Annotated in this window: 14 protein-coding genes; 8 read left to right on the plus strand and 6 right to left on the minus strand. The window is 65.4% G+C overall.

Translation table 11 applies throughout. The features are described 5' to 3' along the window. Positions 1–17: 17 nt before the first annotated feature. Genes L284_RS38010 through L284_RS38025 form a run of 4 tightly spaced genes read right to left on the minus strand, consistent with a single transcriptional unit; the run spans position 18 to position 3,410 of the window. The gene (locus L284_RS38010; RefSeq protein WP_021234612.1) at positions 18–827 is read right to left on the minus strand and encodes a CoA-transferase subunit beta; all 810 of its coding nucleotides are present in this window, start codon (positions 825–827) and stop codon (positions 18–20) included. Continuing rightward, the gene (locus tag L284_RS38015) at positions 827–1,708 is read right to left on the minus strand and encodes a CoA transferase subunit A (protein ID WP_021234613.1); all 882 of its coding nucleotides are present in this window, start codon (positions 1,706–1,708) and stop codon (positions 827–829) included. Before L284_RS38015 ends, L284_RS38010 begins: the two co-directional genes overlap by 1 nt. Next, entirely contained in the window at positions 1,705–2,637 is a 933-nt protein-coding gene (locus L284_RS38020) for a VOC family protein (protein ID WP_021234614.1), read from the minus strand. Before L284_RS38020 ends, L284_RS38015 begins: the two co-directional genes overlap by 4 nt. A 5-nt stretch (positions 2,638–2,642) precedes the next feature. Then, entirely contained in the window at positions 2,643–3,410 is a 768-nt protein-coding gene (locus L284_RS38025) for an SDR family oxidoreductase (protein WP_021234615.1), read from the minus strand. A gap of 180 nt (positions 3,411–3,590) precedes the next feature. On the opposite strand from L284_RS38025, the gene L284_RS38030 reads away from it, so the two are divergent. The 7 genes from L284_RS38030 to L284_RS38060 all read left to right on the plus strand — a co-directional run bounded on the left by L284_RS38030 (position 3,591) and on the right by L284_RS38060 (position 10,616). Then, positions 3,591–4,802, plus strand: coding sequence for an acyl-CoA dehydrogenase family protein (locus L284_RS38030; RefSeq protein ID WP_031342475.1), 1,212 nt, complete (start codon positions 3,591–3,593; stop codon positions 4,800–4,802). 14 nt (positions 4,803–4,816) lie between these two features. Then, positions 4,817–5,632: an alpha/beta fold hydrolase gene (locus L284_RS38035; protein ID WP_021234617.1), complete on the plus strand. Its 816-nt coding sequence runs from the start codon at positions 4,817–4,819 to the stop codon at positions 5,630–5,632. Further along, the gene (locus tag L284_RS38040; RefSeq protein ID WP_021234618.1) at positions 5,629–6,432 is read left to right on the plus strand and encodes a fumarylacetoacetate hydrolase family protein; all 804 of its coding nucleotides are present in this window, start codon (positions 5,629–5,631) and stop codon (positions 6,430–6,432) included. Before L284_RS38035 ends, L284_RS38040 begins: the two co-directional genes overlap by 4 nt. 33 nt (positions 6,433–6,465) lie before the next feature. Further along, positions 6,466–7,407 (plus strand): acetaldehyde dehydrogenase (acetylating), encoded by a 942-nt coding sequence (locus L284_RS38045; protein ID WP_021234619.1) that lies wholly within the window; start codon positions 6,466–6,468, stop codon positions 7,405–7,407. 19 nt (positions 7,408–7,426) lie between these two features. Beyond that, positions 7,427–8,464, plus strand: a complete 1,038-nt coding sequence (dmpG, locus tag L284_RS38050; RefSeq protein WP_021234620.1) for a 4-hydroxy-2-oxovalerate aldolase — start codon at positions 7,427–7,429, stop codon at positions 8,462–8,464. Between the two features lie 79 nt (positions 8,465–8,543). Next, entirely contained in the window at positions 8,544–10,019 is a 1,476-nt protein-coding gene (locus L284_RS38055; protein ID WP_235054400.1) for an FAD-dependent oxidoreductase, read from the plus strand. A gap of 60 nt (positions 10,020–10,079) precedes the next feature. Further along, a complete protein-coding gene (locus L284_RS38060) occupies positions 10,080–10,616 on the plus strand; it encodes a nuclear transport factor 2 family protein (protein ID WP_021234622.1) in 537 nt (178 codons plus the stop codon). Between the two features lie 43 nt (positions 10,617–10,659). On the opposite strand, the gene L284_RS38065 is transcribed toward L284_RS38060, so the two are convergent. Next, complete coding sequence (locus tag L284_RS38065; protein ID WP_031342477.1) at positions 10,660–11,472, minus strand: sugar phosphate isomerase/epimerase family protein; 813 nt, start codon at positions 11,470–11,472, stop codon at positions 10,660–10,662. Positions 11,473–11,574: 102 nt separating this feature from the next. Between L284_RS38065 and L284_RS38070 the strand changes: the two genes are divergently transcribed. Beyond that, positions 11,575–12,054, plus strand: coding sequence for a nuclear transport factor 2 family protein (locus L284_RS38070; protein ID WP_031342478.1), 480 nt, complete (start codon positions 11,575–11,577; stop codon positions 12,052–12,054). Here the strand turns inward: L284_RS38070 and L284_RS38075 are convergent. Beyond that, a complete protein-coding gene (locus L284_RS38075; protein ID WP_021234625.1) occupies positions 12,039–12,782 on the minus strand; it encodes an SDR family NAD(P)-dependent oxidoreductase in 744 nt (247 codons plus the stop codon). The two genes, L284_RS38070 and L284_RS38075, sit on opposite strands and share 16 nt — an antisense overlap. Between the last annotated feature and the right edge of the window lie 9 nt (positions 12,783–12,791).

The raw sequence follows: 12,791 nt of genomic DNA on the forward strand, positions 1-12,791 counted from the left end.
GCCTCTCCCGATCCCGCTCAGGCCCTGACGGCCGGCGGGTTGTCCTTGATGACGGTGGCGCGGATGTCGTGCGGATCGAGCGCGGCGATCACCGCCAGCGCCTCTGCATCGGGCAGCGGCGTAACGGTGATTTCCGGCGCCTTTTCGAGCGGAAAGCCGGTCGCTTCCTGCACGTCCTCGAACGTGACGCCGGGGTGCAGGGAGACGACGCGGATCGCGTTGTTCTCACCCCCGAAGTCCATCACGCAAAGGTTGGTGACGATGCTCTTGAGGTCCACGCCGGAGTAATTGCCGCCCGCCACGCGCTTGGCCGGATTGTAACCGACGCCGGAGATCATATCGACTTCGCCCGGCACGAAGACACGCGGGCCATGCGCGGGGAAGAAGAACGAATTGGCGTGGTAGATCGTGTTGCCCGGAAAGCCGCGCACGCCCAGCATCTGCGTCTTGGGCTGGCGATAGGTGCCGCCCATGTACGAGAGGTTGATCTGGCCGAAGCGGTCCAGCTGCGTCGGCGTGACCATCGCGTGGCGGCGGCCGGTCCACACCGCGCTGTCGAAGAAGCGCGAGAACGGCAGGTAGCCAGCCGGCTTGCGATCGTCATAGGCGCGCGGGCCGATCGGCACCGGCTGTTCCACCAGATAGGCCTCGCCATCGGTCATCATCAGTTCGGGGCTATGCGTCAGCTTGGCGAGCCCGGCGGCAAGGCGCGGCACCGGGCCGACGCCGGTGGCGATCACTTCGCCATTGCCCCGGAAAGCCTCCGAGGCGGCGAAAATGCAGAGTTCTGCCAGTGTGATCGTGCTGATCGTTGTTATCTGGTTCATCAGAATATCGGGAGCGGGAGAGCCGCCACCGCCTCCTTTCCGCCAATGCTGTTGAGATAGTCGGCCTCGTTCGCGCCGACGAAACGGTCCTGCACCGCGCTCCAGTCGCCCGGATCCTTCGCGGCAGCGGCGTAGGCCTTGAACGCCTTCATGTCCCAGCCGTAGTGCGGGGGCATCGAGCTGGGATGCGCGCCGCCCGGCATTTCGATCACGCCGCTGACGAAGCAGCGCTCGAACAGGTTGTCCCGCGCCTGCTCCGGGTAGTGGTCCTCCATCCGGTCGACCAGTTCCTCGCACGAAACGAAGGTCTTCGCGGCCGCCTTGGCGAACCACTCGTCATAGTAGGAATCCGGGCCGAAGACCTGCACGTTGCCGCGCCGGTCGCTGCGGTTGACGTGGAGCAGCGCGACATCGAGCTTGAGCGCGGGCATCGCGATCAGCGTCTCGCCATCGTCATAGGGGCTCTGCACCGTCTTCAGCCCGCCCAGCGCGGCCAGATCAGTGCCGAGGCCCACGCGGGTGGGCAGGAACGGCAGCCCGAACGCGGCGGCCTTCAGGCCCCACTGGAACATGCCCTCATCCAGTTCGAGCACTTCGAGTGCGCCGCTTTCACGGCTCTTGCGGAACCACGGTTCCAGCGGGATCGCGTCGAGTGAGACGAAGGCGAAAACCAGCTTCCTGACCTTTCCCGCCGCGCAGAGCATGCCGACGTCGGCGCCGCCATAGGCGACCACGGTCAGGTCCTTCACGTCCGAACGCAGCAGTTCGCGCACCAGCGCCATCGGCTTGCGGCGCGGCCCCCAGCCGCCGATCCCGACGGTCATCCCGTCCTTTATCTGCGCGGCGATTTCCGCCGCGCTCATGCGCTTGTCGAGCATCATGCTCCCTCTTCCCGTTCTTTCTGGTCCTGTTCCTCAAGAGCCTTCTGCCAGGCCCAGACATGCCCCCATTCGCTGGGCACGAGATGGGCGGTCGGCTCCCAGCTGGCGGGGTCGATCACCAGCGGATCGGCGCCGATCTCGAAATCGAAGCCGCCAGGGCACTGCATGTAAAAGCCGAAGGTCTGATCGTTGACGTGGCGGCCGATCGAGGCGCTTTCGGGCACTTTGGCCAGCCGCATCCGGTCGTGGCACTTGCCCACGTCCGCCTGCGCCTTCATTTCGAGCATGAGGTGGACGCAGCCCGAAGGCGGCATCGGCATCTCGCCCAGCGCGACCGAGTGGTGGCGGCCGTTGTCCGCGTGCATGAAGGCAAAGCCCATGCCCGGATCGTCCGCCGCGTCGCTGAAGTGGAAGCGCGGAATGTCTGTGTCGTGGAACCCGATGTTGCGATAGAATTCGTGGCATTCGGTGAAGTTCGGCGCGGCGAAGACCGTGTGGCCCATGCCCATGTCGCCGGTGACGAAACCGCTCACCCCCGCAGGCGAGACGAAAGCCACGTCATCACGCACGTCCCCGTGGAAGAATTCCAGCCCGTTGCCGGCCGGATCGCTGGTGCGGAAGAAGGCGGCAACGCCGCGCTCGCGCGCTTCGTCGGTAGTGCCTTCCTCGATCGGACGGCCGGCTGCCGCCACCTTTTCGCAAACTTCGGCCAGTTCCTGCGCATCGCCCACTTCGTAGGCGGCGGCGCGGAAGTGTTCCCGCTTTCCGGTTTCGATGCGGAAGCGGAACGGGCGATCGTCGATCCGGTAGAGCGCAACGCCGTCGCTGCTTCCCGCCCTCATCGTTCCCACGATGTCGGCAAGAAAGGCATCCCATTCGGCGGGCTTGGCCGTTTCGATCACTACGTAACCGAGCGCCTTGATACCCATGGCTGTCAGTTTCCTTTCACGAGGTCGAGGAAGTACGGCCGCTCGCCGCCCCCATCGACGTTGATGCGGGCGCCGCTCACCCAGCTCGCCAGATCGGAGCAGAGCCAGAGAACCGCGCCGGCGATATCCTCGCCGCGCCCCATCCGACGCAGCGGCAGCGAATTGCCGACCGCCGCCTGCGCTTCGGCACCGCCGTAAGTCGCGTCGGTCGTTTCGGTCTGCATCAGGCCCACGATCACCGCGTTCACGCGGATGCCGTCCGGGCCCCATTCCTGGGCAAGGCTCTGCGTCAGGTTGAGCAGGCCCGCCTTGGCCGCGCCGTAAGCGGCCGTCTGCGGTGACGGGCGAATGCCCGAAACGCTGGCGATATTGACCACGCTGCCGCCGCCTACCGCGCGCATCGGCGCGTGCGCGGCCTGCGCCATGTACATGGCGGCGTGCAGGTTCAGCCGCACGATGGCATCGAAGAAACGCGGGCTGGCGGTGGCGGCATCGGCCTGCGGCGATCCGCCGGCATTGTTGACCAGAATATCGAGTCGCCCGTGATCGGCGACTACGCCTTCCACCAGTGCGCGCGCCTGATCGGCCTCGCGAATGTCGGCGGCGCGGAACTCCAGCCCGGCCGGCAGCGCGTCGGGCTGATTGCGGCCGCAGACCACGACAGGCGCGCCGCTATCCGCCAGCATCCGAGCCATCGCCAGCCCAAGGCCGCGCGTACCGCCAGTGACGATCGCCACGCGCCCGGAAAGATCGATCTCTTGCCTGCCCTTCACGGGGCCTCTCTCCCTTCATTGTCCGATTGCAGGATTCGTTCCTGCATCAGATTCGAATTTGGCAATATCGAAAGCGGAATGGGTTTTCAATTGACGATTTGCGTATCGAGTGCCATTTTAAATTACGAATGTAGCGCCAAAGGGCGTAAATTGATTCGAATGAAGGGAGAGATCGCAAAGATGGCCAGCGCAGCCTCCGCGCCGTCCGACGCCGCCGTGCCCAGTCCCGAGGATCTGGTTGCCCGTGCACGCGCCATGGTGCCCACGTTAAAGGAACGCACCCGCCGCTGCGTCGCAGAGCGCGACGTTCCGGCAGAAACGATTGCCGAGCTTCACGAAGCCGGGTTCTTCCGCATCCTGCAGCCGCGCCGCTGGGGCGGCTATGAAATGCATCCCAATGTCTTCTTCGATGTGCAGAAGACTCTGGCCGAGGGCTGCATGTCCACCGGCTGGATGTATGGCGTGGTCGGGTGCCACCCTTACGAGATCGCGCTGTTCCACGAAGAGGCACAGGTCGAGATCTGGGGGGAGGACACCTCCGCCCTCGCTTCGTCCAGCTATCAGCCGGTGGGCAAAGTCACGCCGGTGGACGGCGGTTTCCGCCTGTCGGGCTGCTGGGGCTTCTCCACCGGATCGGTTCACTGCCAATGGGTGATCCTGGGCGCGCTGGTGCCGCCCAGCGAGCCGGGTGGCGCGCCGGACATGCGCGCGTTCCTGCTGCCACGCAGCGATTACACCATCGATACCGACGCCTGGCACGTCTTCGGCCTTCAGGGCACCGGCAGCCATGACGTGATCGTCGACGATGTCTTCGTGCCCGCATACCGCACGCACCGCGCCATGGACGGGTTTCTTTGCGCCAACCCCGGTCAGGAAACCAATCCGGGGCCGCTCTACACGCTGCCCTGGGCGCAAGTCTTCACCCGTTCGGTCTCCACCGCGGCCTTCGGCGGCGCGCGCGCGGCGATCAATGCGGCGATGGACATCGCGCAGAGCCGCGTTTCCACCAACACCGGCAAGGCATCCAAGCACGACCCCTTCCTGCTCGCCGCGATCTCCCGCGCCGAAGCGGAAGTGACCGAGATGGAACAGACCCTGCGCCTGACGTTCGATGACCTGATGGGCCATGCGCAACGCGGCGAGGCCATCCCGATGGAGAAGCGCAGCCGCTACGCCTACAACTCCTCCTCGGTCGTGCGGCGCATGGCCGAACTGGTGGACGACATGGTCAAGCTGCTGGGTGGCCGCGCGGTCTATATGTCCAGCGAGATCATCCAGCCCTGGCTCGATCTCCACGCCGGCCGCGCCCACGTCGCCAACGATCCGAACAACCGCACGACCGATTTCGTCGGCGGGATGCTGGGTCAGGCGCCCACTTTCACGTTCCTTTGAGGGGAGGCGGCACGATGGCCAGGTTGAAAACGGCCCGTCACCGCGTAAGCGGCGGCCACGAAATCCAGATCCAGGAGGCAGGCGAAGGCCCCGCCGTGGTGTTCATCCACGGCAGCGGGCCGGGCGCATCGGGCGCATCCAATTTCCGCGGCAATATCGACGCCTTCGTGGCGGCGGGCTTCCGCGTGATCCTGCCCGACCTGATCGGCTACGGCGCCTCATCCAAGCCGGAGGGGATCGACTACACGCTGCAACTGTTCACCGACACGCTGCACGAGGCGCTGGTGGCGCACGGCATCGAACGCGCGGTGCTGGTGGGCAATTCGCTGGGCGGCGGCATCGCCCTGCAGATGACGCTGGACCATCCCGCCTTCGCCGAGAAGCTGGTGCTGATGGCCCCCGGCTGCGTTGCCGAGCGGGAAGCCTATTTCGTGATGCCCGGCATCGCCAAGATGGTCTCCAACTTCGGTGGGCCGGACTTCAATCTGGATGAGCAGCGCCGGCTGATCGGCAACCTGCTCCACGCCGAAGCGCATCACCTCATTACCGAGGAGCTGGTGGCCGAACGCTTCGAAGTGGCCCGCACCCAGCCCAAGGACGTGATCGTGCGGATGCGCACGCCCGACCTCAGCCCGCACCTCGGCAAGATTGCGCAGCCGGTCTTCGTGCTCTGGGGCCTGAACGACGAGTTCTGCCCGGAAAGCCATGCCCGCCTCTTCCTCGAACGCTGCCCGAACGTGCGGGCAATCACGTTCGCCCACACCGGCCACTGGGTGCAGGTGGAGCGCGCGGCGGAGTTCAACCGCTATGTCGTGGAGTTCCTGCGATGACGGCCGCGACACGCCATGGGCAGGAACTTTATGAGGCGCTGCGCGAACGCCGCACCCTCTCCCCGCTGATTGCCCGCGATCCGGCGCTGACGGTGGACGATGCCTATGCCATCAGCCTCGATTTCCTGAGGCGGAGGCTGGCCGATGGCGAAAAGGTCGTCGGCAAGAAGATCGGCGTTACCAGCAAGGCGGTGCAGGACATGCTGGGCGTGCACCAGCCGGACTTCGGCTTCCTGACCGACTGGATGCATGTCGAAGGCGATATCGACGTGGACGCCAAGGCGCTGATCGCCCCGCGCGCGGAAGCGGAGATCGCCTTCATCCTGAAGGAGGGCCTCTCCGGCCCCGGCGTCACCGCCGAGCAGGTCTTGGCCGCGACCGAGAGCGTGGTTCCCTGCTTCGAGATCGTCGACAGCCGCATTACCGACTGGAAGATCGGCATCGTCGATACCGTATCCGACAATGCCTCCTGCGGCGTCTACGTGCTGGGCAAGGAGCGGCTCGATCCCCGCGCGTTCGATCTGCCGGGCCTGCACGTGGCCGTCACCAAGAATGGGGAGCCGCTTTCGGAAGGCTATGGCCATGCCGTGCAAGGCGATCCCGCGCAGGCGGTGGCCTGGCTGGCCAATACGCTGGGCGCTTACGGCGTCACGCTGGATGCGGGCGACGTGATCCTGTCCGGATCGCTCGTCCCCCTCGCGCCCGCCGTGAAGGGCGACAGCTTCGAAATGATCCTCTCCGACAGGAACCCCGCGGCGGGCGGCCAGGCCATCGGCCGCTGCCAGGCTCGATTTGTTTGAGAATTACCCGCTTTGTGTAAGGATACCGGAACCATGGCACGCGTGAAGGCCGCCATCATCGGCTCGGGCAATATCGGCACCGACCTGATGATGAAGATGATCAAGTACCCCCAGAACATGGAACTCGCCGCCGTGGTCGGCATCGATGCCGCTTCGGAAGGCCTTGCCATGGCCCGCCAGCACGGCATCGCCACCACGCATGAGGGGATAGAGGGGCTGAAGAAGCTGCCCTGCTATCCCGAAATCGGCATCGCCTTCGACGCGACCAGCGCCTACGCCCACAAAGTGCATGACGAGGCGCTGCGCGCCGACGGCATCCAGGTGGTGGACCTGACCCCCGCCGCCATCGGGCCGTTCATCGTGCCCCCGGTCAACATGCAGGCCAATCTGGACGCGCCCAACGTCAACATGGTGACCTGCGGCGGGCAGGCCACGATCCCGATGGTCGCCGCCGTCAGCCGCGTGGGCAAAGTGCACTATGCCGAAATCGTCGCATCGGTCTCCTCCCGCTCCGCCGGGCCGGGCACGCGCGCCAACATCGATGAGTTCACCCGCACCACCTCCCGCGCGATCGAAGCCGTGGGCGGCGCCACCAAGGGCAAGGCGATCATCATCCTGAACCCGGCCGAACCGCCGATGATTATGCGCGATACCGTCTTCACCCTGTCCGAAGGCGGGGACGAGGACGCCATCCGCCAGTCGGTGCAGGACATGGTGGCCGAAGTGCAGAAATACGTGCCTGGCTACCGGCTGAAGCAGGAAGTGCAGTTCGAACGCTTCGGCGACAACAATCCGCTGAAAATCCCCGGCATGGGCGTGTTCACGGGGATCAAGACGATGATCCTGCTCGAAGTGGAAGGCGCAGGCGATTACCTGCCCAGCTATTCCGGCAATCTCGACATCATGACCGCCGCCGCCAAGGCCACCGGCGAACTTCTCGCCGAACGCCGCATGGCCGCCGCTACCCCGGCCTGATCCGCAGGAGTTTACGACAATGGGCAAGTTCAACGTCGATGCGGGCGAAAAGCTCTACATCCAGGACGTGACGCTGCGTGACGGGATGCACGCCATCCGCCACATGTACGGTATCGACCACGTGCGCGCGATCGCCTCCGCGCTCGACAAGGCGGGCGTGGACGCGATCGAGGTGGCGCATGGCGACGGCCTCAGCGGCACCAGCTTCAACTACGGCTTCGGCGCGCATACGGACTGGGAATGGCTGGAAGCCGTGGCCGACGTGCTGGAAAACAGCGTGCTCACCACCTTGATCCTGCCGGGGCTCGGCACCGTGGAGGAACTGCGCCGCGCCTACGACATCGGCGTGCGCTCGGTCCGCGTCGCCACCCACTGCACCGAGGCGGACGTTTCGAAGCAGCACATCGGCATCGCCCGCGATCTGGGCATGGACGTGTCCGGCTTCCTGATGATGAGCCACATGATCGAGCCCGAGGCGCTGGCCGCGCAGGCCCTGCTGATGGAAAGCTACGGCGCGCACTGCGTCTATGTTACCGACAGCGGCGGCGCGCTGGACATGGACGGCGTGGCCGCGCGCCTTGCCGCCTATGACCGGGTGCTGAAGCCGGAAACCCAGCGCGGCATGCACGCGCACCACAACCTTTCGCTCGGCGTCGCCAACTCGATCGTCGCCGCGCAGGAAGGCGCAGTGCGCATCGACGCCTCGCTGGCGGGCATGGGCGCGGGCGCGGGCAATGCGCCGCTGGAAGTCTTCGTTGCCGCCGCCGACCGCAAGGGCTGGAACCACGGCTGCGACGTCATGGCGCTGATGGATGCGGCCGAGGACCTCGTGCGGCCGCTGCAGGACCGCCCGGTCCGCGTCGACCGAGAGACGCTCGCGCTCGGCTATGCCGGGGTCTACTCCTCGTTCCTGCGCCATGCGGAAAAGGCGGCGGAGACTTACGGCCTCGATACCCGCACGATTCTGGTCGAACTGGGCCGCCGCAAGATGGTGGGCGGTCAGGAGGACATGATCGTCGATGTCGCGCTGGACATGCTGAAAGCCCAGACGGCCTGAAAGTCCAAGAGGTGCAGCCCCCGCATAAAGACGGGGGCGCACTGCCGAGAGAGGATGCCGGGGGAGAACCATGGCGGAAATGTCGTTGCACAAGCCCTTCCCGGCAGCGGACGTGCCGCGCTGGGATCATGAGACGGACGTCGCCGTCGTCGGCTTCGGCGCGGCCGGCGCCTGCGCCGCGATCGAGGCCCGCAGTGCCGGGGCCGAAGTGCTGCTGTTCGAACGCAATTCGGGCAGCGGCGGCGCTTCGGCGCTGTCCGGCGGGGAAATCTACATCGGCGGCAGCGGCGGCACCGATGCCCAGCGCAGCGCCGGGTTCGAGGACGCGACCGAGGATTTCGCCCGCTATCTGAAGATGGCCGGCGGCCCCTGCGCGGATGAGGCGAAGTGCGATCTCTATGCCCGCGAGTCCCTGGCGCACTACGAATGGCTAAAGGCGCAGGGCGTGCCCTATCGCGGCAACTTCCTGCCCGGAAAGCATATCGAGCCGGTGGACGATTCCACCCTGATCTGGTCAGGCAGCGAAGCGGCGGCACCATTTCGCGATCACGCCAAACCGGCCCCGCGCGGCCATGTGATCCAGCACATGGGCTGGGGCGGCGGACGGCCACTGGTGGACATTCTGGAAGCCCGCGCGCGCGATGCCGGTGTGCGCGTGATGACCGACGCCCGCGTCGTGGCGTTGATCGAAGACGGCGGACATATCATCGGCCTGATCGCCCGGATCGACAATGCCAGCCGCTTCATCCGCGCGCATCAGGGCGTGGTGCTGGCAACCGGCGGCTTCGCGATGAACCCCGACATGCTGCGCCGCTATGCGCCGCTGACCAGCAAGATTCACGATCCCATTGGTGAGAAGGACGACGGCACCGGCATCCTGCTCGGCATGGGCGCGGGCGGGGACGCGATCCACATGGACCAGTTCTTCACCACCTGCCCCTGGACGATGCCGGAAAGCCACGCCTACGGCGTCTTCGTCAACGAGCAGGGCCAGCGCTTCATCAACGAGGATTGCTACCACGGCCGGGTCAGCCGCACGATGCTCGACCAGCCGGGCAGCAAGGTCTTCCTCCTGCTGGACATGGCGCATTTCGTGCAGCCGCTGGAAATCGCGCGCATTGCCATCGCCGCGACAGGTGAGACCTGGGAAGAGGTCGAAGCCGAACTGGAGATGCCCACGGGCACGCTGGCGGCCACGATGGCCTTCTACAATCGCCATGCGCACGAAGGGCGCGATCCGCTGTTCGACAAACAGGCGCCGATCCTGACGCCGCTCGATCAGGGGCCTTTCGTGGCGCTCGAACTGAATTTCGACAGTTCGTACTTCTCGTTTTTCACGCTCGGAGGTCTGCGCACCGACGTGGACGGCCGCGTGCTGGACCGTGCGGGTGCGTCGGTTCCCGGCCTTTACGCGGCGGGACGCTGTACATCGGGTCTGCCGGCATGGGGCCATGGCTATAGCTCGGGCCTTAGCCTTGCCGACTGCACGTTCTTTGGACGACAGGCGGGCCGCACCGTCGCAGCAGTAACGATAACGGCAGCAGAATTGGCATGACCCGCGCCCCGAAAACCCGCGCCGGCGCAATCCGAACCGCCTGACAAGGAAACAGAAATCATGGCCATGACGCTTCAGCAACTGACCGATCTCGAAGAAATCCGCATGCTCAAATATCGCTATTTCCGCGGCATCGACACGGCCGATATGGCATTGCTCGAAGGCCTGTTCACGGACGATATTACCGTGGGCTATCGCGGCGGCACCTACCGCGTAGCCCTTTCTGGCAAGTCTGAAATGATGACTTTCCTTGCCAACTCGTTCCATTCCGGTGCGCTGGCGATGCATCATGGGCATAGCCCGGAAATCATCCTTAACGGCGATAATTCGGCCGAAGGTGTATGGTATCTGGAAGATGTGTTCATCGATACCGAGCGCGGCGACCACACTTTCGGCACGGCCATCTATCGCGACCGCTACCGCCGCGAAGGTGGGCAGTGGAAGGTGGCCAGCACCGAATACGACCGGGTGATCGAAGTCGTACAGCCAATCGCGGCCGGGATGCAGTTCACCGCACGAAGACTCGAACAAACCGGCCTGAAGCCATCGGAGCGTACCGACATCAGCCATCTCATCCAATGGGACGAAGTAGCCTGACCTCGTTTCCCGCGACACGAGGCAGCGCGACGCGCCGCTGTTCTCAGAAAGGGTTGGCCAGCGCCGCACGCACGCTTTCGATCGCTTCGGTTACCCGAAGCGCGCGTGGCAGCGCAAGGCCGCGATCACGGGGAATTTCCACGCTGATCGGCACATGCGGTGGAAGCGCTGCGACGAAACCCGCGACGTCGAACGTCCCCTCTCCCGCCAGCAGACGCGCGCACGAAGCCTCGAATGCGGGGTCCTCGGGCGCCGTATCAGGTCCGTCGCACACCTGGGCGTAGAGAATATGACCAGGTGGCGCTGCTGCCACTTCGGCGATCGTTCCACCCGACCGCATGAGGTGCAGGATATCCGTGTTCACGCCCACGAGGCCGGGACGGTCGATCCGCGCCGCCAGTTCAAGCGCCGCCGCCAGCGACGGCACTTGCGATGGCGGGTAGAACTCCACGGCGACGCGCAGATCGAAGCGTGCGGCCTGATCACAGAACCCGCCGAACAGATCGAGACGGCGCTCAGGGTCCCGGTCGTAAAGCAGTACGTTGACCAGCCCCGCACCCAGTTCCGCTGCGGCTTCCAGCATGCCGGTGAAGTCGGCGAGCCGACTGCGCCCGCCCAGCGTGAAAGGATAGGCGAGGTCCAGGGCTATATCCAGATCGGCAAGGCAGGCCGTCAGGTCCCGGCACTCCGCACGGGTAAGCGCGAAATGGGGCATCGACGGCAACTGTTGCATCGACTTCAGGAACATGCAGACCCCGGCACATCCGGCCGCCGAAGCGGCTTCGGCAAGCTGGCGAGGCGTCGCATCGACGGCAGTGAGATGATCGAGGGCGAGGCGTCGTCTGTGCTGGCTCATCATTCACCCCAATGAGGTCGCTCGCAGGACATCCGATCGCTCCGTTCGAATGCGACAACGCCGCCCTGCATGGCCGCAAACTTCTTTCCGATAGGAGCAATGATGCCTGAACTGCTTGAAGCGCTGGCGGCGCGACTGCGCATACTGGAAGATCGCGAGGCGATCCGCGATCTGATCGCCAGCTACGGACCGCTGGCCGATGCTGGGGAGGCCAGGGCATTGGCCGCGCTCTGGACCGAGGATGGCATCTACGAAGTGGTCGGCTTCGCGCAGGCGGAAGGCCATTCCGCGATCGCCGCTCTGATCGAGGGGGAAGCGCATCGCACGCTGATGGCCGATGGCTGTGCACACCTGCTGGGTCCGGTAGCGGTGGAAGTCGATGGCGATACCGCTATCGCACGCGGCCATAGCGTGGTGTTCCGCCATAGCCCCGCGGGATACGCGCCCTATCGCGTGGCTGCCAATCGCTGGACGCTCAAGCGTCGCCCCGAAGGATGGCGCGTGGCTCACCGCCGCAACGCGCTGCTGGACGGTAACGAGACAGCGCGCATCCTGCTGGCTCCCGGTCACCCCGCAAGCTGACCGCCATCCACGGTGAAAAGCGCACCGGTCACCTTGCCGGCGCGGTCGCTGGCAAGGAACACGAACATCTCCGCCACATCCTCCGGCGAGCAGATACCGTCGCGCAGTTTCGGCGCATTGCGCATCACCAGCGACCAGTCGATTTCTCCCTCGAGCGCAGGCGTGTCGCGCGTCATCGGGGTTTCGACATGGCCGGGGCAGATCGCGTTCACGCGTACGCCCTTCGCCGCGTATTCTATGGCCAGCCCCTTGGTGATCGCCGCCACGCCGTGCTTCGACGCCGAATAGGCGATCGTATAGGCAATGCCCTGAAGTGCGGCGGTGCTGGCGGTATTGACGATGTTCCCCCCGCTTTTCACCAGGTGCGGCAGCGCGGCCTGGCACAGTGCAAAGACGCTGGTGGTATTGACCTTCAGCAGCAGCTCGAAGTCTTCGAGCGAGAAGGTTTCCGACGATCCCCACTTCAGCACTCCTGCAATGTTGCACAGCACGTCGAGTCCGTTGCCAGCCGCCATGTCCACCAGAGCGCGGCAGGACGCGAGGTCGGCGGCGTCGTACGTCTGGATCGAAGGTGCGCTTGCCATCAGCGCGGCAGTCTCTGCCAGACCTGCCGCATTGCGATCACCGATGGTGACATGTGCCCCTTCCGCCGCAAAGCGGATCGCAGTGGCGCGGCCGATGCCCGACGCCGCGCCGGTAACCAGAACCTTTCTGCCTGCAAAGAGCATGGCCGTCTC

Source organism: Novosphingobium lindaniclasticum LE124, assembly GCF_000445125.1.
In the GTDB taxonomy this organism is placed as follows: domain Bacteria; phylum Pseudomonadota; class Alphaproteobacteria; order Sphingomonadales; family Sphingomonadaceae; genus Novosphingobium; species Novosphingobium lindaniclasticum.